This window comes from Haemophilus sputorum HK 2154 (assembly GCF_000287615.1).
Classification (GTDB): domain Bacteria; phylum Pseudomonadota; class Gammaproteobacteria; order Enterobacterales; family Pasteurellaceae; genus Haemophilus_A; species Haemophilus_A sputorum.
The window spans coordinates 223075-248456 of sequence record NZ_ALJP01000009.1; the positions used below are offsets into that span (position 1 = coordinate 223075).

General features: G+C 39.3%; 22 protein-coding genes and 2 riboswitches. Of the genes, 15 read left to right on the forward strand and 7 right to left on the reverse strand.

The window, feature by feature from the left end; all coding sequences use genetic code 11:
• The first annotated feature begins 42 nt into the window (after nt 1-42).
• From HMPREF1128_RS03535 to pepP, 3 genes are all read left to right on the forward strand, one after another.
• Nucleotides 43-855, forward strand: a complete 813-nt coding sequence (locus tag HMPREF1128_RS03535; protein WP_007525245.1) for a Slam-dependent surface lipoprotein — start codon at nt 43-45, stop codon at nt 853-855.
• Nucleotides 856-920: 65 nt separating this feature from the next.
• Nucleotides 921-2354: a surface lipoprotein assembly modifier gene (locus HMPREF1128_RS03540; RefSeq protein ID WP_007525432.1), complete on the forward strand. Its 1434-nt coding sequence runs from the start codon at nt 921-923 to the stop codon at nt 2352-2354.
• Between the two features lie 45 nt (nt 2355-2399).
• Complete coding sequence (gene pepP / locus HMPREF1128_RS03545) at nt 2400-3686, forward strand: Xaa-Pro aminopeptidase (RefSeq protein WP_007524288.1); 1287 nt, start codon at nt 2400-2402, stop codon at nt 3684-3686.
• A 67-nt stretch (nt 3687-3753) separates the two neighbouring features.
• On the opposite strand, the gene moaA is transcribed toward pepP, so the two are convergent.
• Nucleotides 3754-4779 carry a GTP 3',8-cyclase MoaA gene (moaA, locus tag HMPREF1128_RS03550; protein WP_007524240.1) on the reverse strand — a complete coding sequence of 342 codons (1026 nt, stop codon included), beginning with the start codon at nt 4777-4779 and terminating at the stop codon, nt 3754-3756.
• A riboswitch (molybdenum cofactor riboswitch) is annotated at nt 4767-4914 on the reverse strand. Its footprint overlaps the gene before it by 13 nt.
• A gap of 136 nt (nt 4915-5050) precedes the next feature.
• Here moaA and HMPREF1128_RS03555 point away from each other — a divergent pair.
• The 6 genes from HMPREF1128_RS03555 (at nt 5051) to HMPREF1128_RS03580 (ending at nt 11437) form a co-directional block, all read left to right on the forward strand.
• On the forward strand, nt 5051-5458 hold the full coding sequence (locus tag HMPREF1128_RS03555) for a DUF423 domain-containing protein (RefSeq protein WP_007524057.1): 408 nt from the start codon (nt 5051-5053) through the stop codon (nt 5456-5458).
• A gap of 11 nt (nt 5459-5469) precedes the next feature.
• Nucleotides 5470-6549 carry a 23S rRNA (cytidine(2498)-2'-O)-methyltransferase RlmM gene (gene rlmM, locus HMPREF1128_RS03560; RefSeq protein ID WP_007524436.1) on the forward strand — a complete coding sequence of 360 codons (1080 nt, stop codon included), beginning with the start codon at nt 5470-5472 and terminating at the stop codon, nt 6547-6549.
• A 101-nt stretch (nt 6550-6650) separates the two neighbouring features.
• Entirely contained in the window at nt 6651-7460 is an 810-nt protein-coding gene (dapB, locus tag HMPREF1128_RS03565) for a 4-hydroxy-tetrahydrodipicolinate reductase (protein WP_007524734.1), read from the forward strand.
• Between the two features lie 75 nt (nt 7461-7535).
• Nucleotides 7536-8669 carry a methionine biosynthesis PLP-dependent protein gene (locus HMPREF1128_RS03570; protein ID WP_007523994.1) on the forward strand — a complete coding sequence of 378 codons (1134 nt, stop codon included), beginning with the start codon at nt 7536-7538 and terminating at the stop codon, nt 8667-8669.
• Nucleotides 8670-8692: 23 nt separating this feature from the next.
• On the forward strand, nt 8693-9232 hold the full coding sequence (gene hpt, locus HMPREF1128_RS03575; RefSeq protein WP_007524659.1) for a hypoxanthine phosphoribosyltransferase: 540 nt from the start codon (nt 8693-8695) through the stop codon (nt 9230-9232).
• 90 nt (nt 9233-9322) lie between these two features.
• A complete protein-coding gene (locus tag HMPREF1128_RS03580) occupies nt 9323-11437 on the forward strand; it encodes a transglycosylase SLT domain-containing protein (RefSeq protein ID WP_007524411.1) in 2115 nt (704 codons plus the stop codon).
• A gap of 93 nt (nt 11438-11530) precedes the next feature.
• Here HMPREF1128_RS03580 and lysC read toward each other — a convergent pair whose 3' ends face one another.
• A complete protein-coding gene (lysC, locus tag HMPREF1128_RS03585; protein ID WP_007525001.1) occupies nt 11531-12883 on the reverse strand; it encodes a lysine-sensitive aspartokinase 3 in 1353 nt (450 codons plus the stop codon).
• Nucleotides 12884-12970: 87 nt separating this feature from the next.
• A riboswitch (Lysine riboswitch) is annotated at nt 12971-13158 on the reverse strand.
• A 169-nt stretch (nt 13159-13327) separates the two neighbouring features.
• Nucleotides 13328-13657, reverse strand: coding sequence for a DUF496 family protein (locus HMPREF1128_RS03590; protein ID WP_007524082.1), 330 nt, complete (start codon nt 13655-13657; stop codon nt 13328-13330).
• A 209-nt stretch (nt 13658-13866) separates the two neighbouring features.
• Here HMPREF1128_RS03590 and ppx point away from each other — a divergent pair, with 209 nt between their 5' ends.
• Entirely contained in the window at nt 13867-15381 is a 1515-nt protein-coding gene (ppx, locus tag HMPREF1128_RS03595; protein ID WP_007524286.1) for an exopolyphosphatase, read from the forward strand.
• 63 nt (nt 15382-15444) lie between these two features.
• On the opposite strand, the gene HMPREF1128_RS03600 is transcribed toward ppx, so the two are convergent.
• From HMPREF1128_RS03600 to mazG, 4 genes are all read right to left on the reverse strand, one after another.
• Nucleotides 15445-17367 carry a MacB family efflux pump subunit gene (locus HMPREF1128_RS03600; RefSeq protein WP_007525279.1) on the reverse strand — a complete coding sequence of 641 codons (1923 nt, stop codon included), beginning with the start codon at nt 17365-17367 and terminating at the stop codon, nt 15445-15447.
• Nucleotides 17368-17619: 252 nt separating this feature from the next.
• Nucleotides 17620-19017 carry an envelope stress sensor histidine kinase CpxA gene (gene cpxA / locus HMPREF1128_RS03605; protein ID WP_007524891.1) on the reverse strand — a complete coding sequence of 466 codons (1398 nt, stop codon included), beginning with the start codon at nt 19015-19017 and terminating at the stop codon, nt 17620-17622.
• 64 nt (nt 19018-19081) lie between these two features.
• Nucleotides 19082-19810, reverse strand: a complete 729-nt coding sequence (locus tag HMPREF1128_RS03610; RefSeq protein ID WP_007525030.1) for a response regulator — start codon at nt 19808-19810, stop codon at nt 19082-19084.
• Between the two features lie 101 nt (nt 19811-19911).
• Nucleotides 19912-20697, reverse strand: a complete 786-nt coding sequence (mazG, locus tag HMPREF1128_RS03615) for a nucleoside triphosphate pyrophosphohydrolase (protein ID WP_007525312.1) — start codon at nt 20695-20697, stop codon at nt 19912-19914.
• A 239-nt stretch (nt 20698-20936) separates the two neighbouring features.
• Here mazG and HMPREF1128_RS03620 point away from each other — a divergent pair, with 239 nt between their 5' ends.
• The 5 genes from HMPREF1128_RS03620 (at nt 20937) to accD (ending at nt 25347) form a co-directional block, all read left to right on the forward strand.
• A complete protein-coding gene (locus HMPREF1128_RS03620) occupies nt 20937-21254 on the forward strand; it encodes a heavy metal-binding domain-containing protein (protein ID WP_007525048.1) in 318 nt (105 codons plus the stop codon).
• Between the two features lie 84 nt (nt 21255-21338).
• Nucleotides 21339-22880, forward strand: coding sequence for an exodeoxyribonuclease I (sbcB, locus tag HMPREF1128_RS03625; protein WP_007524408.1), 1542 nt, complete (start codon nt 21339-21341; stop codon nt 22878-22880).
• Nucleotides 22881-22888: 8 nt separating this feature from the next.
• On the forward strand, nt 22889-23497 hold the full coding sequence (locus tag HMPREF1128_RS03630; protein ID WP_007524693.1) for a hypothetical protein: 609 nt from the start codon (nt 22889-22891) through the stop codon (nt 23495-23497).
• A complete protein-coding gene (locus HMPREF1128_RS03635) occupies nt 23487-24308 on the forward strand; it encodes a PHP domain-containing protein (RefSeq protein ID WP_007524036.1) in 822 nt (273 codons plus the stop codon). Before HMPREF1128_RS03630 ends, HMPREF1128_RS03635 begins: the two co-directional genes overlap by 11 nt.
• A gap of 133 nt (nt 24309-24441) precedes the next feature.
• Nucleotides 24442-25347, forward strand: a complete 906-nt coding sequence (gene accD / locus HMPREF1128_RS03640; protein WP_007524198.1) for an acetyl-CoA carboxylase, carboxyltransferase subunit beta — start codon at nt 24442-24444, stop codon at nt 25345-25347.
• Nucleotides 25348-25382: the final 35 nt, after the last annotated feature.

Here is a 25382-nt window from a genome sequence, read left to right on the forward strand (position 1 = left end):
AGGATAGTTATATTTATTGTTTAGTTTAATAAGGAGTATTACATGTCTTCTGTAAATCACGTATTCAAATTTGGTGCAACTGCATTAGCAGCTTTAGTTTTATCTGCATGTGGCAGCAGTGGTGGCGGTAGTAACAATAATGAGGCTACCCCAGCGAATAATCAAACACAACAAAACCAATCTAATCCATCTGCTGCTAACAATTCAGCACAGCCTAATCAGCAAGCAAGTAGCGGAACAGGAGCTGCACTTGTGGCTTCTGATAGTACCAGTCTTTCTATTCGTCGTGTAGAACTCAAAGGTTATAATACCACTAGCATCAATGTAGATGGAACTAATGTAGCAATTGGTTTTCCAGGAATTTCAGCTGGTGATTGGTTAAATGCTAAAGCTAATGGACGTGATTTAAAAGTGTGTTGTGGTATATATTCAGATATGCGTTTTGGTCTTACTGATAGCTTAGATGATAATGGCAATGCTTATGTATTCTATAATGGCAATCCAACCCGTAACATGCCAACCAGCGGAAGTGCATCATATTCTGGTCAATCTATCATTTCAGCTAATGTTCCAGCATTAGATAAAGAAGGTTTCTACACCGGCACTTCACAATTTAATGTGGATTTTGGCAACAAAACATTAAATGGCTACTTAGGGATCAATAATATTCAACCTGTGAACATTAATGCCTCTATTTCGGGTAACAGCTTTAATGGTACAGCTACTTCCTCATCATTACCGTCTGCTGGGCGCGTAGAGGGTAAATTCTATGGTGATCAAGCGAAACAGCTTGCTGGATTAGCACAAGCGAATGATAATAATTGGGGTGCCGTATTCGGTGCACAAAAACAATAATTAGTTAATTTCAACAATAATAAAGCAAGCCTTGTGCTTGCTTTATTTCTCTTCTTATACTCAAAATGAAATTCACAAAAACTTTTTTATATTCTGTACTCGGTATGACGTGCGCAAACTTAGCCAATGCTGAAGTCGCACAATCTAAAAATGACAATCTAGATGATAACATTCAGGTTGCCACACCCAAATTTCAAGCGCCCACTGTTCAGCCTAAAGTGAATAATCAAGGCTCAGTTTCTATGACTAAAGCTGAGTTGGCACAACATCCAGATTTAATTATACGGGGAATGATTCCTGCGGTATTACAAAATAATGAAGAAGTTGTCTCATTACTATTACCCTTATATCGAGAAATCCCTCAAAAAGATCCCGTCTTGCTGAGTTGGGCAGAAGCGATTGATACGCGCCATCAAGGGAATTATAGTGAAGCTGCGCAGCGTTATCGTACCTTGTTTACTCAGCATTCTGATATCTTACCGCTACGTTATCAGCTTGCTCAGGCACTTTTTTTGAATAATGATAATGAAGCGGCAAAAGATCAATTTCAAAAATTACGTGCAGAAGAGATGGCGCCAGAAATGACAGCCGTCATTGACCAATATTTATCGGCATTAAATCAGCGTGACCAGTGGAAATTTAGTGGCGGTGTCAGTTTTCTGAATGAAACGAATATCAATAATGCACCTAAAGCTGGTACGCATATTGGTAGCTGGCAAGCCTGGAAAAAAGAAAGTGCACAAGGGCTTTCCTATTCATTAGGTTTGGATAAAAAATGGTCTTTACCAAATAACTTTTTTACTCAACTTGGACTTGATGGTCAAGGTAAGTATTACTGGGATAATAAAAAATATAATGAGTTAAATGTACGCCTAGGCTGGGGATTAGGCTATCAAACCTCTCGTTTGGAATTATCTTTAACGCCATTTACTGAAAAACGTTGGTATAGTGGCGGCTCTAGCGGAAGTGATGCACTAAAACAGTATTCAAAAAATTCTGGTGCCCGTTTTGATATCAGTTACTGGCTTAACCCTCGTTGGCAAATTTCCTCTGCATTAGAATATGGCGAGCAACGTTATGATTGGCGTAAGCATTTAAACGGCAATAATTACTTGTTCTCTAACACATTACTCTATGTTCCGAAAAGTGGCCAATATTGGTTTGCAGGGTTAGATTATTCTCGTGAAAACACGCGAGATAAAGATAATGCTTATCAACGAATGGGTAGTCGACTTGGTTGGGGACAAGAATGGCCGTGGGGCATATCTAGCCGAATTACGCTTTCTTATGCTAAACGTCATTATCAAGCGGTAGATTTCTTTAATATTCGCCAGAAAAACCGAGAATATGCTTCAACATTAACCCTGTGGCATCGCGATCTCTATTTCTGGGGCATTACACCTAAAATCACTTGGTCTTATCAAAAGGTGAAAAGTAATCATCCTTTCTATGGCTATGATAAAAACCGTGTATTCTTAGAAATGAGCAAAACATTCTAGCGATAAGCGGTCGTTTTTTTCGAGTTTTTTACAAAAGGAATCATCATGGATTTAGCGTATCTTGCCGAATTACCAAAAGAAGAATTTTTCCTTCGCCGTCAACGGGTATTTGAGCAAATGCAAGACAATTCGGCGTTAATTGTGTTTACAGAAACGGAAAAACGCCGTAATAACGACTGCGATTATCTTTTTCGGGCAGACAGTTATTTTTGGTATCTCACAGGGTTTAATGAACCGCAATCTGCTTTGTTACTCATAAAAAAAGAAGGGCTGTGCCGCAGCATTTTATTTCTGCGTGAGCGTGATCCGCTGATGGAAACTTGGCATGGTAAGCGTTTAGGTGTTGCCCAAGCACCAAGCGTTTTAAATGTGGATGAAGCTTTTGATATTACGCAAATTCAATCAATTTTTGCAGAAAAAACACAAAACTTGACCGCTTGTTATTATGCTCAAGGCTGGCAAACTTGGGGGGATGCCATCGTTCAATCTTGTTTTGATGAGGTAATTGATTGGCGTTTGATGCTATCTGAAATGCGCTTAATAAAATCTGAAGCTGAAATCGCATTGATTCAACAAGCTTGTCATATTTCTGCGTTAGCGCATATTCGTGCAATGAAACAGACTCGTCCAAATCGTTATGAGTTGGAAATTGAAGGCGAGATTCAACATGAATTTAGCCGTTTTGGCGCGCGTTTTCCTGCTTACAATAGTATTGTTGCTAGTGGAGAAAATGCTTGTATCTTGCATTACAACGATAACAATGCCGTATTGCAAGACGGTGATCTTTTGTTGATCGACGCGGGCGCTGAATTTGCTCATTATGCGGGCGACATTACGCGAACTTTTCCGATTAACGGAAAATTTAATGAAGCTCAGCGCGCGTTGTATCAATTAGTGCTAGATTCGATGAAAGCAGCAGTCAAACATCTTGTGCCTAATAGCTCATTCAAAGTAGCTAATGAGGCTGCTATGGAGGTAATGACAGATGGTTTACTGGCACTAGGTATTCTTAAAGGTGAGAGAGAAACGCTATTAGCAGAAAAAGCAGTGAAGCGATTTTATTTGCATAGCTTAGGGCATTGGCTAGGGTTAGATGTGCATGATGTTGGCGATTATGGACAAGAAAAAGATCGCCCGTTACAAATTGGTATGGTGCTGACTGTTGAGCCTGGGCTTTATATTCCGTCTGATGCGGATGTCCCAGAACAGTATAAGGGGATTGGTATTCGTATTGAAGATAATCTGTTGATTACTGAATATGGAAATAAAAATCTTACCTCAGGTTGTCCAAAAGAAATTGCCGATATTGAAGCAATCATGGCAAATCATTAACACTATCAGAAAACAAAACTGCCCCGAAAGGGGCAGCAAGCGGTAAGCTTCTAAAGCAATTTTGCAATTAGCCACCAATTGAGGCTAAATTATTTCGCACACCGCTATCACCGATATGCAAGTAGTGATGCTCTCGTTTCCCTTGCAAAGCGGCTTTTAGGCGAGCTTGTAACTGATAAACTGAAGCCTCTTCAGTTAACAAATCTCGTAACTCAATTCCTTCTTCTCCAAACAAACAAAGATGTAATTTGCCTGTGGCAGAGACGCGAAGACGATTACAACTTTGGCAGAAATTCTTCTCATAAGGCATAATCAGCCCAATTTCGCCTAAATAATCAGGATGACGCAATACTTTCGCCGGGCCATCGGAAAGTGCACGGTTTTGTAATTGCCAGCCCTCACGCAATAATCTTTCCATGACAGATTGCCCAGAAAGATGTTGCGCATGGAAGAAATGATCCATTTCACCAGTCTGCATCAATTCAATAAAACGCATTTGGATAGGTTTATCTTTAATCCAAGCTAAAAATTTATCTAATTCTGAAGCGGTGTATTGCTTCATGAGTACGGCATTAACTTTAATTTTTTGATAGCCAATTTCAAACGCGCGATCGATACCTTTTAAAATAGACTGTAACTTATCTTCGCCGGTAATAAGCTGGAATTGGCGTGGATCTAAGCTATCTACACTTACGTTAATATCAGTAATACCAGCTTGTTGCCAATGTGCTACATCTTTTAATAAACGATAACCGTTAGTCGTTAAGGCAACTTTTCTAATTCCCGAGGTTTGTGAAATCGTATGCGCAATTTCAAGAAAATCTTTGCGTAGAGTTGGTTCTCCACCAGTAAGGCGGATCTTTTCCGTCCCCAATTCCGCAAAAGCAACTGCCAAACGCTGAATTTCAGGTAAGGTTAAGAAAGTTTGTTTATGCGCAGGCGGTTGATAGCCGTCTGGCAGGCAATAGGTGCACTTAAAATTACACACATCGGTAATTGATAAGCGCAAATAAGTGTATTGTCGGTGGAAGCGATCAACCAATCCAGAGATGGTAGATTCTTCCCCTATATTTTTGATAGGAATAGTTTGCATGGACACCTTTCTAAACACGAGAGGAAGTTCCGTTTCCAAAACTTCCCGGCACCAAATAGTATATTTTCTGCTTGATGCGGCATTGTTACCTTATTTTCGCAACTTAGGTAAACAAGCTCGGAGCCTAAATTAAAATCCTATTCTAATAAGCTGATAAAATAACGCAACTAAAATTATCGGATTTACCCCATTTACGTTAATCATTTTTGCAAAAGAATGCGTAAAATAAACCGCTTGTGATATGATAACGCTTTCATAAAAGGAGTATAAAATGAAAAATAAATTCGTCTTTCTTGCAGCGTTAAGTGGCTTCTTTTCGATTTCTTTAGGCGCATTTGCTGCACATGGGTTAGCTAGTAGCCTTGATGAAAAAGCGATGAGCTGGATCCATACTGGCATTCAATATCAAACCTTTCATACGCTTGCCTTACTTGTGTTAGGCTTATTCCAAATTGCAAATAATTTACAAAATCCGCCCGCTTGTCGCGCTAAAGCCTTTAATATTATTGGTGGAAGCTGGTTCTTAGGTATTCTTTTATTTAGTGGCAGCCTTTATGCTTTAGCGTTAGGTGCAAGTAAAGCTTTAGTTTGGGTTACCCCAATTGGTGGTACCGCTTTCTTAGTAGGCTGGGCCGCTCTTGCTTTTATTAGTTGCCAAAATCGTAAGCAAGCGCAATAAGTTGAATAAAAATGAATAAATTAGCTTTATATTGCCGTGCTGGTTTTGAAAAAGAAATGGCGGGGGAAATTAACGATAAAGCCGCTCAACTGGGCGTGTTCGGTTTTGCCTCGGTTAAAGAGAGCAGCGGTTATGTGATTTTTGAGTGTTATCAAGCAGGCGATGCAGATAGATTAGCCAGAGAATTGAGCTTAAAAGATCTGATTTTTGCGCGTCAAATGATTGTGGTTGGCGATTTATTACAAAATTTGCCCGAACAAGATCGTATTAGCCCGATTCTCGAACAATACCAAACACTCAATCCAATTAACAGTAGCGATGTCGTAGTTGAAACGCCTGATACTAATGAAGCCAAAGAACTGTTAACCTTCTGCCGTAAATTTACTGTGCCATTGCGTAACCATTTGAAAAAAGCAGGTTATTTAGGCAAGTCTGATCAGGCAAGAAATAGCATAACTTTGCATATTCTGTTTATTCGTTCTGGTTGTTGCTATGTTGGGTATGCGTATAATTATAACCGTTCACCATTTTTGATGGGCATACCCCGTTTGAAATTTCCATCAGAAGCACCAAGTCGCTCAACATTGAAATTGGAAGAAGCGATTTTAACTTTTATACCTCAAGCAGAAGAGAAAAAACGATTCAGTGATTCAATGACAGGCGTGGATCTAGGCGCTTGTCCAGGGGGATGGACTTATCAGCTTGTTAAACGCGGTGTATTTGTCTATGCGGTTGATCACGGCAAAATGGCGGCAAGTCTTAATGAAACGGGGCGCATTGAGCACTGTGCTGAAGATGGCTTTAAATTCCAACCACCTAAGCGTAAAACAATTGATTGGCTAGTTTGTGATATGGTAGAACAGCCTATTCGCATCAGTAAACTGATTGCAAAATGGTTGATTAACGGTTGGTGTCGAGAAACGATTTTTAACCTTAAATTACCGATGAAAAAACGCTATCAAGAAGTGCAGCTTTGTTTAAATTATTTAAGTGAAGAATTGGCTAAAAATGGTTTCCGTTTTAGCATTCAGGCAAAACATCTTTATCACGATAGAGAAGAGATTACCGTGCATATTGCAGTGCAAAAATAAATAGCAAACAAGCGGTAGAATTTTCACAATAATTTGCAAAATGCTTGTAAAATCGAACCGCTTTAATTAAACATAAAAACAACAAATAAGAGGAAAACACAATGACATTAAAAATTGGGGTAGTCGGCGCAGGTGGACGAATGGGACGTAATTTAATTACGGCAGTCGCAAATGCAGAAAATGCGACTTTAACTGCAGCTTTTGAGCGTGCAGGATCTTCACTGATCGGCGCAGATGCTGGCGAATTAGTTGGCGTAGGTAAGTTAGGCGTTGAGATTAAAGCGACGCTGGCAGAAAATCCTAATTTTGATGTATTGATTGATTTCACTCGCCCTGAAGGTACGCTTGAGCATATTGCTTTCTGTGTGGCCAATCAAAAGGCAATGGTAATCGGCACAACGGGTTTTGATGATGCAGGTAAACAAGCGATTCAAACTGCAGCAGAAAAAATTAGTATTGTATTTGCTTCAAATTATAGCGTTGGGGTGAATTTAGTATTTAAGCTGTTAGAAAAAGCGGCAAAAGTGATGGGCGATTATTGCGATATTGAAGTGATTGAAGCTCATCATCGCCATAAAGTAGATGCGCCATCAGGCACGGCACTGTCAATGGGTGAACATATTGCTAAAACGCTTGGACGTGATTTAAAAACGCATGGCGTATTTGAGCGTCATGGTATTACAGGCGAGCGTAAACGTGATGAAATTGGTTTTGCGACTATTCGCGCAGGCGATGTGATTGGTGAACACTCTGTGTGGTTTGCTGATGAAGGCGAACGTGTGGAGATTGCGCATAAAGCTTCAAGCCGTATGACCTTTGCTAACGGTGCAGTTCGTGCTGCTAAATGGGTTGCAAATAAATCGAATGGCTTATTTGATATGACAGATGTGTTAGATTTGAATAATCTATAAAATTAAAAATGTAATGATATTGATGCGTTAAAAACACCTTTTTATTATAAGGGTAGCGCAAGTAAGGAAATCCAAATGACCAAATTCAACAACATTGAAACCACCTTAGTTCAACTAGGTAATCGTACAGATCCTCGCACAGGTGCGGTGGCAACTCCAATTATTTTATCAACCGCTTACGGTCGTGATGGTTTAGGTGAATCAACAGGATGGGATTATACGCGGACTAAAAACCCAACTCGTGCGGTGTTAGAGCAAGGTATTGCTGATTTAGAAGGCGGTGATGCAGGTTTTGCTATGGCATCAGGTATGGCGGCTATTCAGTTAGTAATGTCATTATTTAAAGCACCGGATGAATGGATCATTTCAAGCGATGTTTATGGTGGATCATATCGTTTATTCGACTTTAGCCATAAGCATCACAATACGGTAAAACCGGTTTATGTGAATACCGCAGATCTAGCTGAGATTGAAGCAGCGATTACACCAAATACGAAAGCAATTTTTGTCGAAACTCCATCCAATCCATTGATGGAAGAATGTGATGTCGATGCAATTTCTGTGATTGCCAAAAAACATAACCTGATGTTAATTGTTGATAATACCTTCTTATCGCCAGTATTATTCCGCCCAATTGAACATGGTGCAGATATTGTCATTCACAGTGCTACCAAATACCTTTCAGGGCATAATGATGTGTTAGCGGGTTTAATTGTTGCAAAAGATTCAGAAGCGACTAAAGTGAATGGTCAGAATCTTTCAGAGCGTTTATTCTACTTCCAAAACTGCGCAGGTGCTGTGCTTTCACCATTTGATTCATACCTTGCCGTGCGTGGTTTAAAAACGCTTGCTTTACGCATGGAACGCCATCAATCAAATGCAACAGAATTAGCTAAATTCTTAAAAGAACAGCCAGAAATTGACAGCGTATTATATTCAGGTAAAAGTGGCATGCTTTCATTCCGTCTGCAAAAAGAAGAATGGGTACCAAAATTCTTAAAAGCGATTAAATTGATTACGTTTGCAGAAAGTTTAGGTGGAACTGAAAGCTTCATTACTTATCCTGCAACCCAAACTCATATGGATATCCCAGAGGCAGAACGTATTGCACGTGGGATTACCAACAATTTATTACGTTTCTCAGTGGGCTTAGAACATGTTGAAGATTTAAAAGCAGATCTTCGCCAAGCCTTTGAACAATTAAAATAATCGCCTATTGCTAAGGGTAAAAAATGAAAAAATATCATGTTGAAACCTTAATTTCAGCGCAAGACGTCCAATCTCGTATTGCAGAAGTTGCGAAAGAAATTAGCCATCACTACCATCATTCAAATTGCGAGAATTTAGTCGTGATTGGGCTGTTGCGTGGTTCTTTTATGTTTATGGCAGATTTGGTGCGTTTAATTGATTTGCCACTTGAGGTAGATTTTATTACCGCATCAAGTTATGGCTCTGGCACAGAATCGAGTCGAGATGTCAGAATCTTAAAAGATCTAGATGGCGATATTGGCGGCAAGGATGTTTTAATTGTTGAAGATATTATCGATACTGGTTTTACGCTTAACAAAGTTCGAGAAATCCTACGTTTGCGTGAGCCTCGTTCTGTTGCCATCTGCACCTTATTAGATAAGCCTTCAAGACGAGAAGTCAATGTACCAGTAGAATGGGTTGGCTTTGCGATCCCAGATGAATTTGTTGTGGGATATGGTATTGATTATGCGCAACGTTACCGTAATCTAGATTACATTGGTAAAGTTGTAATGGACGAATAATTACCGCTTAAAATGAGACCGTTTGACGTTTTTGGGAACTTCAAGCGGTCTTTTTATTCTAATTTTCTGCAAAATTTAAAGGAACATATTATGTGGAAAAAATCGCTGCTTGCCGCCTTATTAGTGGTAAGCCCACTTGCATTTTCGCAAGTAGAAAAAAGCAAAAAAAGCGCCCTTGTCACGTTTAATGAAAGCGAGGTAACTGAAAAAATTACGCTTGCTAAAAGCCAATGGCAACATGATGCAGATAAAACAGCATTATTACTTCAACAGCAACGCGAAAGTTTTTTGGCGTTAGAATATCTGCTTAATGGTGCAGTAAAACAACAATCGCTTTCAGCCTCAACCATTTCATTAGCGCAAGGGTTGATTGAGCGCTTAAATGGCTACCCATTACAGCAAGATGCAGAGTGGGCATTACTTAAAGCCAAAATTGGACTCAATCAAGCCACTGAATCTGATATTTCAGCGTTTCTTCAAAAATATCCCGATTCGATTTATCAATCGCGTTTAACACAACTGCCATTTGAACAATTGTATCAGCAGCAAGCTTATCCAGCGCTATTGGCATATAGCAAGAAAGTGTCTCCTGAATCTGTGCAGAATCAATGCCGTGTATTAGGTGCAAACTACCAGCTATTAGCTGAAAAAATGGAAATCAATCCCGAACTTGCGCAAGCAAACAATGAAAAACCTCAAACTGATTTTGTGATGACCGATCTGCTTAACCAGTTTGAAAAGTTATGGTTAATCATGCCAAACTTGCCTAGTGAATGCGCAAATTTAGAAGCGTATTGGAAAGATAACGGTGGCAAAACCGAAGTAAATATTCGTCAGAAAGCGGTCAATTTATTTGAGAAAAATGCAAAAGAGGCATTACAAGCACTGAATTCAGATAATCCGGCATTAAACGGATGGTTAGCTAATGTGGTCGAATTGTTTAATCAGCCACAAACATTGCCTAAGTTTATTGAGAATACTGAAGTAAATCCTCAAAGTCAGCAAGTGGTTAAATTAGCATTTGCAAAATGGCTCAAAACTTTACCAGAAGAAGGCAAACCTGGTTTTGAATTGCTGGAAACTTGGGCAACGAAACTGGAATTAGATGCGCCAACACTGAATAATTGGAAAATTAGCTATTTAAACCATCTGTTTGATGGTGTTTCTCCTGAATTTGTGGAGTGGCGCGATAGTCAAATTGAGGCATTAAAAGCAGATAATTTAACCGAGCGCCGTATCCGTATGGCATTATGGCAACAAACGGATACTGCAAAATGGCTAGATTTGCTGTCTAATGAAGGAAAACAGAAACTAGAATGGCGTTATTGGGCGGCAAAAAATGAATCTAATTTAGAAAAACGTAAGGCGATATTCAAAGAGATGGTCGGCGAGCGTGGATTTTATCCAATGTTAGCCGCGCAACAATTAGGCGAACTGTATCAGCCGCCTTCAGTCGCTGTGATTGAATTGACTCCTGAAGAAAAAGCCAAGTTACCGCAGTTAGATCGTATTGCCGAACTCATCGCCTTAAAACGTCATGCACAAGCTAAAAATGAATGGGTTAACTTGGTAAAATTGTTACCAAAAAATCAACAACTTAGTGTGATACTCTATGCTTATCAAAAACAATGGTATGCACTGGCCGTTGAGGGCACGATTCAAGCAAAAGCTTTTGATTACCTGTTCTTACGTTTACCAGATGCGTATGCTGATTGGTTTAAAATTGCTTTAAAAGATAAGCCGATTAGCAAAACTTTTGCTCAAGCCATTGCACGACAAGAAAGTGCGTGGAATGTTGAAGTAAAATCGCACGCGAATGCCATGGGGCTAATGCAACTGTTGCCAACAACAGCAGAAAAAACAGCGAAAGAGAATGGGTTACCATTTAATGGCGAAAATGATTTATTCCAACCATTTAATAATATTATGCTGGGAACAACGCATTTGGCGGAATTAAATCAACGGTATCCGAATAATCGTATGTTAATTGCAGCTGCGTATAATGCGGGGGCGGGGCGAGTAGACCAATGGTTAGCAAGAAGTGCAAATAAGCTAGATTTTGATGTGTTTGTGGCTTCTATTCCGTATTATGAAACCCGTGGATATGTACAAAATGTTCTAGCATACGACTATTATTATCAAATTCTGCAAAAAGAAGATGCACCAAAAATGTTCTTAACTTCAGAATGGGATAGAAAATACTAGGTATTAGTACACAACAAAAGTAAAGCGGTAGAATTTTGTAAAACATTTGCAAAATCCTACCGCTTGTTTTTTTAGATTATTCTCATTTAAACATTATTCGAATAATGCTGCATGTAATGAACGAACAATTTCATCTGCTTCGCTATTTTTAACAAGTGTGCAAACGTTGTTGGTGCTTGCACCATAGCTGATTAAGCGAATGTTGTAATTTTCAAGCGTGTGGAATAAACGTTTTGCCACACCGGCTTGCGTATGTAGATGATTACCAATGATTGCAACTAAAGCCAAATCATTTTCAACTTGTACATGGCAGTAGTCGTTGAGTTCTTCTAATAATGCTGGAGAGAGCAGGTCTGTGCCGGTTGATGCGGAACCAGTTTTATCTAGCGTTAATGCGACACTCACTTCAGAAGTGGTAATGACATCTACTGAAATATTGTGTTTGGCTAAAATAGCAAAAACATTTGCTAGGAAACCTTTCGCATGCAGCATAGAAAGGCTAGATAGCGTGACTAAAGTTTGGTTGCGACGTAATGCAATCGCACGGAAAGTTGGGCGAGGCTGTGGATCGCGCGTTACCCAAGTCCCACCTTGTTCAGGCGCTTTGCTTGAGCCAACATAAACAGGAATATTACTACGTACAGCCGGTAATAAAGTTGCTGGGTGTAACACTTTCGCACCGAACGTTGCCATTTCTGCAGCTTCGTTAAATGCCATGGTATCAATACGTTTTGCCGCTGGTGCTACACGAGGGTCAGTAGTATAAATGCCCGGAACATCTGTCCAGATTAACACATCGTCTGCATCTAACACTTCAGCCAATAACGCTGCAGAGTAGTCTGAACCACCGCGACCAAGTGTGGTTGTTTTACCTTCTTCATCACGACCGATAAAGCCTTGTGTAATAGCCACTTTGCCTTCGGCAATCAATGGTTTTAATAAAGCATCCGATTGCGCTTTTGTTTTTTCATCGTTTGGTGCTGCTTTACCAAATTGGCTATCAGTGGCAATCAATTCACGCACATCTAGCCATACTGCTGGGTAACCCCGTTCTTTGCATAATTGAGTAAAGATTTTGGTAGACATCATTTCACCTTGGCAGATAAGTTCATCGGCTAAGGCTGCTGAAGTGGCAAGGCTTGCTGATTCAGCTAATGATTTGATATGCGCCAATACGGTATCAATTTCAGCACGAACACTACTTGGTTCAGCTAATTTATCAATGATATTGTATTGAATGGTGCGTACAGCTTCTAAGATTTCATCACGGCGTTCTTTTTCACAACCGTTAGCTAATTCCACAAGATAATTGGTTACGCCAGCTGATGCAGACAACACGACCACACGGGTATTTGGGTCATTTGTTACGATATTCGCACAAAGCGACATCGCATCAAAATTTGCAACACTGGTACCACCAAATTTCGCCACAGAAAGTTTAGACATAATAAGAATTCCTAAATAAATAAAAAAAGAATGTGGTTGTTGTGGAGATTCGGAAAGGAAATTGAGTAGATTTATTGGTAGGGACCATTCAATCAGAGCACTCCATTTGATTGAATTAAAATCAAATGACAGCTGATAGGATTCAACCTGACTCAGCCGATGTTCATTCCAGTCTAGTGAATTCACACCTCGGCAAACACTCCCATCACCTAACCGTCATACAGCCCTAGTTGCCTAAAGTTAAGTTGCCTGAGTGATGCGCCTCTCTGTGCCGCAAACGTTTGGCTTGCGACAACATCAATTAAAATACGCCTTTTTTAATAAGAGTCAAGTAGAAATATTAGATAGGTGGATAATTGTTCAAAGAACAAACAAAGCAAGCGGTAGTATTTTCTCAAAGATTTGCAAAATGAAGTGAAAAATCCACCGCTTGGAGGAAGAATGTTAGTCTGCTTTTGCAGGAGTTTGCTTATGAGATGCCATTTTTTGACGAATCTCGCGGCGTTGTTTAGATAATTCTGCATTACGAATCATGTAATCATCAACGCGGTTTTCGTAGTCATCACGCATATTTGCAATAATGGCACGAATTTCTTCTACGCTCATATTATCGTTAATGTATTGATTTAAGTTATCTAATAACAATACGCGTTTTTGGTTATCGCGGATTTTACGGTCGTTATCGGCAGTTTCACGATGCAATTTGTTTTTTAAGCGATAAAGATGCACATAATCGAGCATATCTTGGAAGGCTTGTTTTTTGTTTTCGGCCATAAAATGATCCTCTTAGTGGGGTATTAAAAATAAAACATAACTGATGAAATCCTATTCCTTTTCTGCAGTTTCGTCAAAATGTTTTCTTACTTATAGAAAAATTGCTCAAATAAAGCATAAAAATGCGCAAATTTAATGGCAAGAACTATATGCTCTAAGCTAAAAATGCTAAAATTCGACTATTTCTCTTTAATTGAATAGGGCTTGATATGTTTTCTCAACCATCTTCTTCAAACGGATTTCGTGAATTTGCCGCCATTGATCTTGGTTCAAACAGTTTTCATATGATTGTCGCTCGGATAGTCAATGGATCAATTCAAGTGCTATCTCGTATTAAACGTCGTGTTCGTTTGGCGGATGGGTTAGATGAACATCGTATCTTAAGCCAAGAAGCGATTCAACGCGGTGTTGATTGTTTAGCATTATTTGGCGATCGACTACAAGGATTTTCGCCAGAAAATGTGAGAGTTGTTGGCACCTATACATTACGCCGTGCACTAAATAATGCTGATTTTTTAGCACAAGCAGCAAAAGTTTTTCCATTCCCTATTCAAATTATCTCTGGTCAAGACGAAGCGCGTTTAATTTATGCGGGTGTAAGCCATACCCAACCTGAAAAAGGTCGAAAGTTTGTGATTGATATTGGCGGTGGCTCAACGGAAATGACGATTGGGGATGATTTTGACCCCTTACGTGCTGAAAGCCGACACATGGGCTGTGTCAGTTTTGCCAAGCGATTTTTCCCTAATGGTGCATTAACAGAATCCCGTTTTCGAGCTGCTTATCAATTGGCGATGGAAAAATTAGAAGATTTAGAAGCAGAATATCGCGAACTTGGCTGGGAGCATGTATTAGGTTCATCTGGCACGATTAAAACAGTTTCTAAAGTGTTGATGGCAAACGGCTATCGTGATGGCTTAATTACTGAGCCACGTTTAAAAGCGATTATTGCAAACTGTTTAAAATTTAATTCATTATCGGCTATTCAGCTAAAAGGCTTGCTGGAAGAGCGAGCAGATGTATTAGTGCCGGGACTTGCGATTTTACTGGCATTATTTCATACCTTTAAATTGCGTTCGATGCGTTATTCTGATGGTGCGTTAAGAGAAGGGGTTATGTATGGCTTGGAGCAACGTTTCCAAGTTGGTGATATTCGCCAACGTACGGCAGAAGCGCTAGCCCAGCAATTTAACATTGATAAGGCACAAGCAAATCGTGTAGAAGAAACGGCCTTAGCCTTATTTGAACAGGTTGAAGATTGGCAAAACCGCCAACAAACGAAAGAGCTTAAAGCCATGCTGAAATGGGCGAGTTTGCTACATGAAATAGGACTGGTTATTAACCATAATAATGTGCACAAACATTCAGCCTATATTATTGCTAACAGCACCTTAGCTGGATTTGATTCTGAACAGCAACATTTGTTATCAGTGTTAATGTATTTCCATCAAAAAGGATTTAAACGAACCGAAATTAAGCGTATAAATCGTTACAAAAACCGTGACATACTCTCGATTTTGCGTATTTTCAGACTCGCGGTGTTACTTAATCGTGCACGTCAAGCCACCATTAGGCCGAAAGAAATGCAATTATCCGTTGCCGATAATGATTGGAAATTACAATTTGAAGCAGACTTTCTAACACAAAATCCGTTAGTTTTCGCTGATTTAGAAGAAGAGAAAAAACTTTTAGCCCAAATTGATTGCGGATTACAAGCGGTTTAATTTAGATAATTTTTTGCAAAAATAAAGCTCGGTATTCCCGAGCTTTATTTGTTTGGTTGAGCGTTATTCTTGCGAAAGGGCAACAATTGGATTGAGTTTAGAGGCATTTTTTGCCGGCATATAACCAAAAACAACCCCAATTAACGTAGAGAAGAATACTGCTAGTACAACAGATTCTAATGAAAGTAACATTTTGAAATTAGAACCTAAGGTGTTAAACAGCGTGATAATCGTACCTGCCAACAGAATCCCAATCACACCGCCTAATAAACAAATTAAAATGGCTTCAATTAAGAATTGTTGCAAGATATTACGTTGCTTAGCACCAATCGCCATTCTTACGCCAATTTCTTTAGTGCGTTCTGTGACAGAAACTAACATAATATTCATAACGCCAATTCCGCCTACCACTAATGAAATTAACGCGATAGAAGAGATGAGAAGCGTTAAGGTATTTGTGGTGCTTGTAATGGTTTGTTTAATGGTGTCGCTATTCATGATAAAGAAGTCTTTCTTACCATGTTTTGCGCTAAGCAATGAAATTACACTTTTTTCAGCGGTTTGACTTTCCACCTCATCCTTCACTTTTACTGTTAAGGAATCAATATGCTTTTCGCCAGAAATACGTTGCATCAAAGTGGTATAAGGCGTCCAAAGTTTTAGGCTGGTTTGGTGCATATTATTTGACTCTTCCGCTAAACCAATGATCTTCAGCGGTTTTTTATCGACTAAAATCACTTTCCCTTCTACTGGTGCGATAATCCCCAAATCTTTTTGTGTGTTAGCATCAATCACGACTACTTGCGCAGCTTCTTTCACTTCACTGTCATTAAAGAATCGCCCTGAAACCATCTTCATGCCTTTAACATTCAAATATTGTTCTCCTACGCCATTGACTGAGCCAGTTACATTGGTATTACCATAAATTACCGTAGCACTGAGATTGCTTAAAGGCGTAGTACTATCAACAAATCCTTGTTTATTGAGTAATTCTGCATCAGATACGGTGAGGTTTTTAGTTAAATTCGCGCGTCTATCGCCAAATCCAGTACCATTCATAATGGTCATGGTGTTTGTGCCAAGACTATTGATATTAGACAATACCTGTTGCTGTGTGCCTCGCCCTAGCGCCACAACAGAAATCACGGAGGCAATACCAATAACTATCCCTAGCATAGTTAATAATGCGCGTAATTTATGCGCCATAATTGCACTTGTTGCCATTTTGAAGGATTCAACAAGCTGATCCCAAAATCGGGGGGCACGATATTCGCCTTTTGTTAGTTTTTGTTGATGTTGATAAGGTTGTTGGCGTTCATCTTTAATTATTCGCCCGTCTTTAATTTCAATGACACGACTTGCTGTTGCAGCAATGTTAGGATCATGGGTAACCATGATAATGGTGTGTCCTTCGCGATGAAGGTCTTGTAAGATTTCTAAAACGGTTTCACCGCTTTTTGAATCCAGTGCGCCGGTTGGTTCATCCGCAAGAATAATGTCGCCACCATTCATCAGTGCTCGCGCAATACTGACGCGTTGTTGTTGCCCGCCAGAAAGCTGATTAGGCCTATTTTGCGTTTTTTCTTTCAAACCAAGTTTATCTAACAAGGCATCTGCATGTGCTTTTCGTTCACGCGAGGGCATTCCTGCATATACAGCTGGAAGTGCAACATTTTCATTCGCATTTAATGCAGCAAGCAGGTTATAGCGTTGAAAGATAAACCCAAATTTGCGTTGGCGTAAGTTTGAAAGCTCATCTGCATTCATCGCAATGGTTTCTTTGCCATCAATACGACAAACACCACTGCTTGCCGTATCTAAACATCCGATGATATTCATCAACGTGGATTTGCCTGAACCTGAGGCGCCAATAATGGCAACAAAGTCGCCTTGGTCAATGCTAAGGTTAATATCTTTAAGAATATGCGCTTGGTTTTCGCCTGTTCCAAAGTATTTATTTAGCTTCTCAATTTCTATCAATTTCATCTTAACGGTTGCTTTTACAAGCGGTTAAATTTTTTAGGTATTTTGCAAGGTACGGTTCTAGACAAAATCTCTTGAATCAAGTTCCTAGCACTAAGTTAGTCTATCCATAGTGGTAAAACAATCTCTACTCGTAAGCCACCAATACTTGCTTTCGAAGCTACCACTGTTCCTTTATGTTGTTGTACCGCATTTAATACAATCGCTAAACCTAATCCTGTCCAAAATCTCTTGAATCAAGTTCCTAGCACTAAGTTAGTCTATCCATAGTGGTAAAACAATCTCTACTCGTAAGCCACCAATACTTGCTTTCGAAGCTACCACTGTTCCTTTATGTTGTTGTACCGCATTTAATACAATCGCTAAACCTAATCCTGTCCCACCTGTTTGACGAGCGCGGGCTTCATCAACACGATAGAATGGTCTAAAAATTTGTTCATATTCGGATTCAGGAACACCAGGGCCATCATCTTCGATATCAATGACTAAATTCTTTTTATGAATAGTGAGTACAACGGAAACACGCGTTTCTGCATATTTTTTCGCATTGCGAATCACGTTTTCAACTGCACTGCTTAAAAGTTGGCAATTACCATTGATGTAATAGCGTTCAGAGGGTGGAATATGATTATGAATTTCAAGCGCTAAGCCATTTTCATTCATTTCGAATTTCGCATCTTCTAAAATATCAAACCAAATTTGTTGAACCGGGAATTTAGCACGTGCGAGATGGCTGTTTACTTGTTGGCGAGAAAGCGAAAGTAAATCAAGAATCATTGTATTCAGTTTTTGGATTTCGTTTTCAATCCGGTCAATCTCACTGGATTCCCCATTACGGCGACGAATAATTGCAACGGCGAGTTGTAGACGAGCTAATGGTGTCTTTAACTCATGCGAAATATCAGCTAATAATCGTTGCTGGTATTGGTTTAAATCTTGTAGAGCAGTCACCATTTGATTAAAGCTTCGTCCTACATCACGTAGCTCTTTAATACCTTGCTTTTCAATTTTAGGATTGGTTTTTAAATCCCCCAATGCAATTGCATTCGCGGCTAAACGCAATTCTTTAACAGGGCGGGTTATACGCCAAGAAAGGAAAAAGAGAATTGGGAAAGCAACACACATCACAATCACGCTCATTAACCATGGCGAGTCGAAAATTTCATTAAAGCCTTCTTTTTGTGGGTTTACCGTTTGAATAAAATATTCGTTATATTCGCGTTTGGGGGTTTTAACAATAAATGGCCCGTTAATGCGTAAGTGGTCGAAACTTCTTGCTAATGGAACGCCAGATTCTTCCGCGCGATATAAAAAAGCCAAAAGGGGTTTGAGGTTATCTTGATCCATACCGCTGACAGAGCCAGAGTTTTTTTCAACTAAGATAACGCTAGACCCACCTGGGGTACGAATAGAAAGATCTTGTTCAAAAATGTCATCTAAATCATAGACTTTTTGCACATGTTTGCTTTCAGTATTAAAAAAGCTGATTTCCGTTTCATTAAGAGCGGTAAACTCCCGATCATCGAGCTTTGAGATATTAAAGGCGATAGTCAGCACGACTAAAAAGGCTAGCCCAAAATAAATAAATAGCTGGTAGGCTAAAAAATGACGGAAAGAGAGGAGTATTTGAAGGTATTGTTTTAATGTTTGCATAAATATTTCCAACAAATAAGCAAAAAAACGAAAATCCCCCGAAGTTAGTCGAGGGATTTTATTACTATTTTTCTGTTACGAGTAAATAACCACGCCCACGTAAAGTTTTAAACCATGGTAAATTATCGTTACGCTCAGGGAGCTTTTTACGCAGGTTTGATATATGCATATCAATCGCGCGATCATACGGTGTTAGACGCTTACCTAAAATTTCTAGGCTCAATAATTCGCGTGAAAGAATTTGGCCTGGATTACGCATCAACATTTGTAAAAGTGCAAATTCTGTGCCCGTTAGATCTAAATCTTTACCTTCAAAAATCGCTTGCTGACGACCAGGATGTAATTCAACCCCACCAAATGAAAGTTGTTTGCTATTTTCTTCTGCTGTTTGAGAAGATGGCGTAATTACATCCGTTGCAAGCGGGCTGTTACCAGCAGTACGACGTAAAATAGCTTTAATGCGTGCTACTAATTCACGGTCGTTAAATGGTTTCGGTAGATAATCATCCGCCCCTAACTCTAAACCCAGTACGCGGTCAATATCATCATCACGTGCACTTAACATTAACACTGGCGTAGTAAGTTTTTGACGAAGTTGTTTTAGCGTTTCAATACCATTTAACACAGGCATCATGATATCTAATAAAATAATGTCGTAGGTTTGTAACTCAAGTTCAGTCAAGGCTTCTTGACCGTTATGAACAACGTGAATATCAAAACCTTCTAAAGATAATAATTCCGCAAGAAGATTTGTAAGTTCTACATCATCATCAACGAGTAAAATTTTCGACATGGTTATTTCCTTACATTAAAATTGCAATGTCAATTGCTAAAAATTATGCATTTACATAACATAATTTCTGCAATTTACAAATTAAAAAGAGAATTGTCAATTCATTCTAAAGATTTAATTTGATGCCAAATCGCATCAAGTTCCATCAAGTTACATTCAGAAACCGCTTTTCCTTGCGCTTTTACTGCTGCTTCGACTTTGCGGAAACGTCGTTCAAATTTAGCATTAGCTTCTCGTAACCCACTTTCTGCTTCAAGCTGATAGTGGCGGCAAAGATTTACCGTCGCAAATAATAAATCACCTAATTCTTCGAATAATGCAGCTTGAGAAGTCGGATAATTGGCTATTTCAGCTTTGACCTCGTCTAGCTCTTCTTCTACTTTAGCTAAAACATCTTGCGGATTATCCCAATCAAATCCAACTTTTGCGCATCGCTTTTGAATTTTATGGGCACGTGTTAATGCCGGCAATGCAAATGGCAAATCATCTAAAATAGATTCATGCTGTTGGTGTTTAGCGTCATTTGCTTTTTGTGCTTCCCAATTCGCTAATGCTTCATCACTATCTGCTGCTTTAGTATCGCCAAAAACATGCGGATGGCGATAAACAATTTTTTGATGAATATCGCTTAAGACATCATAAAAATCAAAAGTTCCTTCTTCTTTCGCTAATTGGCTAAGAAATACCACTTGAAGTAATAAATCGCCTAATTCTTCACGTAGTGCACTGCGATCTTGAGTATGAATTGCTTCTGCCACTTCATAGGTTTCTTCTAATAAATGTGGCAGCATAGAGTTAAAATCTTGTTTAATATCCCAAGGGCAGCCATGTTCTGGGTCTCGAAGTTGGGCAATAATTTCTAGAAACTGATCCATATTAGTCTGCATAAAGGCTCCTCAAGCGGTTTAATTTTCAGAAAGTTTTGCAAAATATAGCATTTTCTGCAGCTTTCGCCCATAATAATTGGCATTCAAAAATAAAGAAGGAGCCATCATGGCCGCTGAAAAACTTACTAAAAAACGCTTAATTCAAATTCTTATTATGTTGTGCATTTTAGTTGGCGCTTTTTTATATCGAACTTATACTTATTAAATACTGTTAAATTTTTTAATTAAAGGAAATATCCATGATTTTAACGACGACGCCTCAAATTGAAGGCAAACAAATTGTTGAATATAAACAGATTGTATTTGGTGAAGTAGTTGCAGGTGCAAATATTGTGCGTGATTTTATTGCTGGCATTACCGATATTATTGGTGGACGTTCAGGTGTATATGAATCTCGCTTAAGCCGCGCAAGGGAAGAAGCGCTAGAAGAACTGGCTAAACGTGCACTAGCCGTAGGCGCAAATGCGGTAGTTGGCATTGAAGTGAATTACACCACGATGGGTGCTAAAAATATGTTTGTAATTAGTGCGAGTGGTACAGCCGTGGTTGTTCGCTAATTTGTAAAAAAGCCTAAAAATCAACCCGCTTGTTAAGGCAGATTTGTGCTAGAATCTGCCTAATTTTTTTATTTAGTCAGTCTCATGAATACTCCTTCTTTTTTCTTCTACGATTACGAAAGTTTTGGCGTGAATCCTGCAACAGATCGTCCAGCACAATTTGCAGGGATTCGCACAGATCACCAATTTAATATTATTGGTGAACCAGTGATGTTTTATTGCAAACAAACGCCAGATTATTTACCTACCCCAGAAGCCGTGATGGTAACGGGTATTACTCCTCAATTATGCAATCAAGAAGGGATAAGCGAACCTGAATTTGCTGCGCGTATTCATGAACAATTTAGCCAACCTAATACTTGTATTATCGGTTATAACAACATTCGTTATGATGATGAAATGACCCGCTATACGTTCTTTCGTAACTTTTTTGATCCTTATGAATATAGTTGGAAACAAGGGAATTCGCGTTGGGATTTATTAGATGTGGTACGTGCCTGTTATGCACTTCGACCAGAAGGCATTGAATGGGTACATGATGAAAACGGGTTACCAAGTTTCAAATTAGATCAACTTACCAAAGCAAATGGGATTGCACATGAAAATGCGCATGATGCAATGTCAGATGTTTATGCCACCATTGCTATGGCAAAACTCATTCAGACCAAACAGCCGAAATTGTTTGATTTTTTCTTCACGCATCGTGGTAAAAAAGAAACGGAAAAACTGATTGATACGGCAGAAATGACGCCATTAGTGCATGTTTCTGGTATGTTTGGCAATGCCCGCAGCAATATCAGTTGGATTGCACCATTAGCTTGGCATCCAACTAATCAGAATGAAGTGATTTGTTGTGATTTAACTGGCGATATTCAACCATTATTAACAGAATCAGCTGATGTTTTGCGGGAACGTCTTTACACCAAACGAGAAGCGTTAGCCGAAGGCGTAAACCCAGTACCACTAAAAGGGGTGCATATCAATAAATGCCCAATTTTAGCCCCCGCTAAAGTGCTATTACCGGAAAACGCAGCGCGTTTAGGTATTGATCGTGAAGCTTGTTTAGCAAATTTAAAACAGCTCAAAGCCAATAAAAGTCTTATACGCGAAAAAGTGACAGATATTTTTACCCAAACACGCGAATTTTCAGCAAGTGAGAATGTAGAAACAACGCTTTATCAAGGTTTTTTCTCCGCAGCAGATAAAAATAACATGGCTATTTTACGTAGCCTTAAGCCAGAAGAATTAGCGCATCATGGGCTAAAATTTGCGGATGAACGAGTAGAACCGCTTTTATTTCATTATCGTGCGAGACATTTTCCTGAAACGCTCAGCCGTGCTGAACAAATAAAATGGCAGAAATATTGTCATCAAAAAATTGATGAGAAAACCGAAAGTTTTACTAATTCATTAGCGGCATTATTTACGCAATACCAAGAACAACCAGAAAAATTAGCATTACTAGAATCTCTAGCAGCCTATGCAGAACAACTGACTGAAACACCGATTTCTTTAGCTAACCAAATAGAAAGTCAGCCCAATTTGGTGAACGATCTGAATAAGCTTGCTGAACAAAACGTAAACAAAGCTGAAAAACTCAAAATGCTAAAAGCCCTGATTCAATAGGAAGAAAAATGACAGCTGAACATGAATTAGAACATCATCCGTTTGAGCCTATTTTGCCTGAAAATGCCACAGTAGTGATGATGGGAACGTTTCCACCAACCAATGAGAAACGTTGTATGCAATTTCATTACCCTAATTTCCAAAATGATATGTGGCGGATTATGGGGCTAGTTTTTTATCAAAATGCTGATCATTTTCGCGTAGGTGAAGAAAAACGTTTTGATCCAGTTCGTATTGAGGCTTTTTTACGCGAAAAAGGCATTGCACTTTGCTCTTCAGCTCAAACCGCTATTCGCTTAAAAGGCAATGCATCAGATAAAGACTTGAAAATTGTTGAACCTGTGGATATGCCTAAATTGTTAAAAACCTTGCCTCATGTAAAATGGATTTTTACCACTGGTGGCTTAGCAACCGATACATTGCTTGGTCTATTACCTGAAAAAGTGAAAGCGCCCAAAACAAACGAATGTATTGCTTATCCGTTTGATAGCAAAAGACCATTATTTTTATATCGCTTACCATCCACATCTCGCGCTTATCCATTAAGTTTGGCTAAAAAGGTGGAAGCGTATAAACAATTTTTTATCCGAGCAGGATTATTAACTGATGAAGTTTGATTTACATTCTCATAGCAATGCCTCTGATGGAACATTAAGCCCTACTGAATTAGTAGAACGCGCGGTTAGCCAAGGTGTAGAAATGCTTGCCTTAACTGATCACGATACTACCGCTGGCATTAGTAAGGCTAAAAAAGCGGCAGAAAATCTGCCGATTCAACTTATTAGCGGCGTTGAAATTTCTGTGGTATGGCAAGAAAAAAATATTCATCTTGCCGCATTAAATATTGATGAACATCATCCAGCAATGATCACGCTACTGGCTAAACAAGCCGAATTAAGAGCAACTCGCGCGATTGAAATTGGAGAAAAACTGGCTAAAGTTGGAATTCCAAATGCGTATGAAGGCGCAAAATCGCTTGCCGAAGGGGAAGTAACCCGTGCGCATTACGGTCGTTTTTTGTATGAGCAAGGTTATGTTCGCAACATTGAACATGCTTTTAAGAAGTATTTAGGTGCAGGTAAGTCTGCTTACGTTAAACCAAGCTGGTGTTCATTAGAAGAAGCGATTTCAGTAACTCATTCAGCTGGAGGCGTGATTTGTATTGCACATCCATTACGTTATAAATTAACAGGCAGATGGATTCGCCGCTTGATTACAGATTTCAAAGCAGCAGGGGGCGATGGAATTGAGGTTTCTGGCTGTGGACAAACACCAGACCAACGCCAACTCATTGTTCGCTGGGCAGCTGAGTTTGAACTTTATGCTTCTGGTGGTTCAGATTTTCACTTTCCTACAGGCTGGATAGAATTAGGCAGAGGGCTCACGTTACCGCAGAGCTGCCGTCCGATTTGGGAGTGTTTTTCATAATACAAGCGGTCTGTTTTAGTAAGAAATTTACAAATCCAATGCTAACAAAGCGGAGCAGTATGCAAAGGCTTTTAAAATAAGTGTATTTGTGCTTTAATAGCGCCAATTTTTCTCATAAAAAAGGGTTAAAAATATGAGCTGGTTAGACAGAATTTTAGGTCGAAGTGGCAATACTTCTTCAGGGGTTTCTAAAGTGCCTGAAGGTATTTGGACAAAATGCAGCCACTGCGAACAAGTGTTATATAGTGAAGAATTACGCCGCAATATGGAAGTCTGCCCAAAATGTGGCCACCATATGCGAATCAACGCACGTACGCGTTTATTACAATTATTAGATGAAAATTCTGCGCAAGAAATCGCAGCAGAATTAGAACCACAAGATGTGTTGAAATTTAAAGATCTCAAAAAATATAAAGATCGTTTAAGTGCTGCACAAAAAGAAACGGGTGAAAAAGATTCGTTTATTGTGATGAGTGGAACACTTCACGGAATGCCTGTGGTAGTTGCTTCATTTAACTTTGCTTTCATGGGCGGTTCAATGGGCGTAGTAGTTGGGTCGAAATTTGTTCGTGCTGCAGAAAAAGCGTTAGAAGAAAAAATTCCGTTTATCTGTTTCTCTGCATCTGGCGGTGCTCGTATGCAAGAAGCATTATTCTCTTTAATGCAAATGGCAAAAACTAGTGCAATTTTAGCCAAAATGAAAGAAGAAGGTGTGCCATATATTTCTGTGATGACGGACCCAACATTAGGTGGTGTTTCAGCAAGTCTTGCTATGTTAGGGGACATCAATATCGCAGAACCTAAAGCACTTATTGGTTTTGCTGGCCCTCGTGTGATTGAACAAACTGTACGTGAAAAATTACCAGAAGGTTTCCAACGTGCTGAGTTTTTATTAGAGCATGGTGCGATTGATATGATTGTTCCACGTAAAGAGATGCGCGATACTTTAGCTCGTCTTTGTGCGAAACTGACATTCCAACCTTCACCATTTAAAGTGGTAACGGGCGAGTTAATCGTTGAAGAAGACGCTACGGCTTAATTAATAAAACGGATATAAAATCCCTGTTTTTACAG

Bases quoted from the DNA above. Each gene is read 5' to 3' on its own strand.
- rlmM (WP_007524436.1), top strand. From the start codon at position 5,470: ATGAATAAATTAGCTTTATATTGCCGTGCTGGTTTTGAAAAAGAAATG.
- pepP (WP_007524288.1), top strand. From the start codon at position 2,400: ATGGATTTAGCGTATCTTGCCGAATTACCAAAAGAAGAATTTTTCCTT.
- lysC (WP_007525001.1), bottom strand. From the start codon at position 12,883: ATGTCTAAACTTTCTGTGGCGAAATTTGGTGGTACCAGTGTTGCAAAT.
- sbcB (WP_007524408.1), top strand. From the start codon at position 21,339: ATGAATACTCCTTCTTTTTTCTTCTACGATTACGAAAGTTTTGGCGTG.
- HMPREF1128_RS03555 (WP_007524057.1), top strand. From the start codon at position 5,051: ATGAAAAATAAATTCGTCTTTCTTGCAGCGTTAAGTGGCTTCTTTTCG.
- mazG (WP_007525312.1), bottom strand. From the start codon at position 20,697: ATGCAGACTAATATGGATCAGTTTCTAGAAATTATTGCCCAACTTCGA.
- dapB (WP_007524734.1), top strand. From the start codon at position 6,651: ATGACATTAAAAATTGGGGTAGTCGGCGCAGGTGGACGAATGGGACGT.
- hpt (WP_007524659.1), top strand. From the start codon at position 8,693: ATGAAAAAATATCATGTTGAAACCTTAATTTCAGCGCAAGACGTCCAA.
- moaA (WP_007524240.1), bottom strand. From the start codon at position 4,779: ATGCAAACTATTCCTATCAAAAATATAGGGGAAGAATCTACCATCTCT.
- HMPREF1128_RS03580 (WP_007524411.1), top strand. From the start codon at position 9,323: ATGTGGAAAAAATCGCTGCTTGCCGCCTTATTAGTGGTAAGCCCACTT.
- HMPREF1128_RS03630 (WP_007524693.1), top strand. From the start codon at position 22,889: ATGACAGCTGAACATGAATTAGAACATCATCCGTTTGAGCCTATTTTG.
- HMPREF1128_RS03570 (WP_007523994.1), top strand. From the start codon at position 7,536: ATGACCAAATTCAACAACATTGAAACCACCTTAGTTCAACTAGGTAAT.
- HMPREF1128_RS03600 (WP_007525279.1), bottom strand. From the start codon at position 17,367: ATGAAATTGATAGAAATTGAGAAGCTAAATAAATACTTTGGAACAGGC.
- HMPREF1128_RS03540 (WP_007525432.1), top strand. From the start codon at position 921: ATGAAATTCACAAAAACTTTTTTATATTCTGTACTCGGTATGACGTGC.
- HMPREF1128_RS03610 (WP_007525030.1), bottom strand. From the start codon at position 19,810: ATGTCGAAAATTTTACTCGTTGATGATGATGTAGAACTTACAAATCTT.
- cpxA (WP_007524891.1), bottom strand. From the start codon at position 19,017: ATGCAAACATTAAAACAATACCTTCAAATACTCCTCTCTTTCCGTCAT.
- HMPREF1128_RS03635 (WP_007524036.1), top strand. From the start codon at position 23,487: ATGAAGTTTGATTTACATTCTCATAGCAATGCCTCTGATGGAACATTA.
- HMPREF1128_RS03535 (WP_007525245.1), top strand. From the start codon at position 43: ATGTCTTCTGTAAATCACGTATTCAAATTTGGTGCAACTGCATTAGCA.
- accD (WP_007524198.1), top strand. From the start codon at position 24,442: ATGAGCTGGTTAGACAGAATTTTAGGTCGAAGTGGCAATACTTCTTCA.
- ppx (WP_007524286.1), top strand. From the start codon at position 13,867: ATGTTTTCTCAACCATCTTCTTCAAACGGATTTCGTGAATTTGCCGCC.
- HMPREF1128_RS03620 (WP_007525048.1), top strand. From the start codon at position 20,937: ATGATTTTAACGACGACGCCTCAAATTGAAGGCAAACAAATTGTTGAA.
- HMPREF1128_RS03590 (WP_007524082.1), bottom strand. From the start codon at position 13,657: ATGGCCGAAAACAAAAAACAAGCCTTCCAAGATATGCTCGATTATGTG.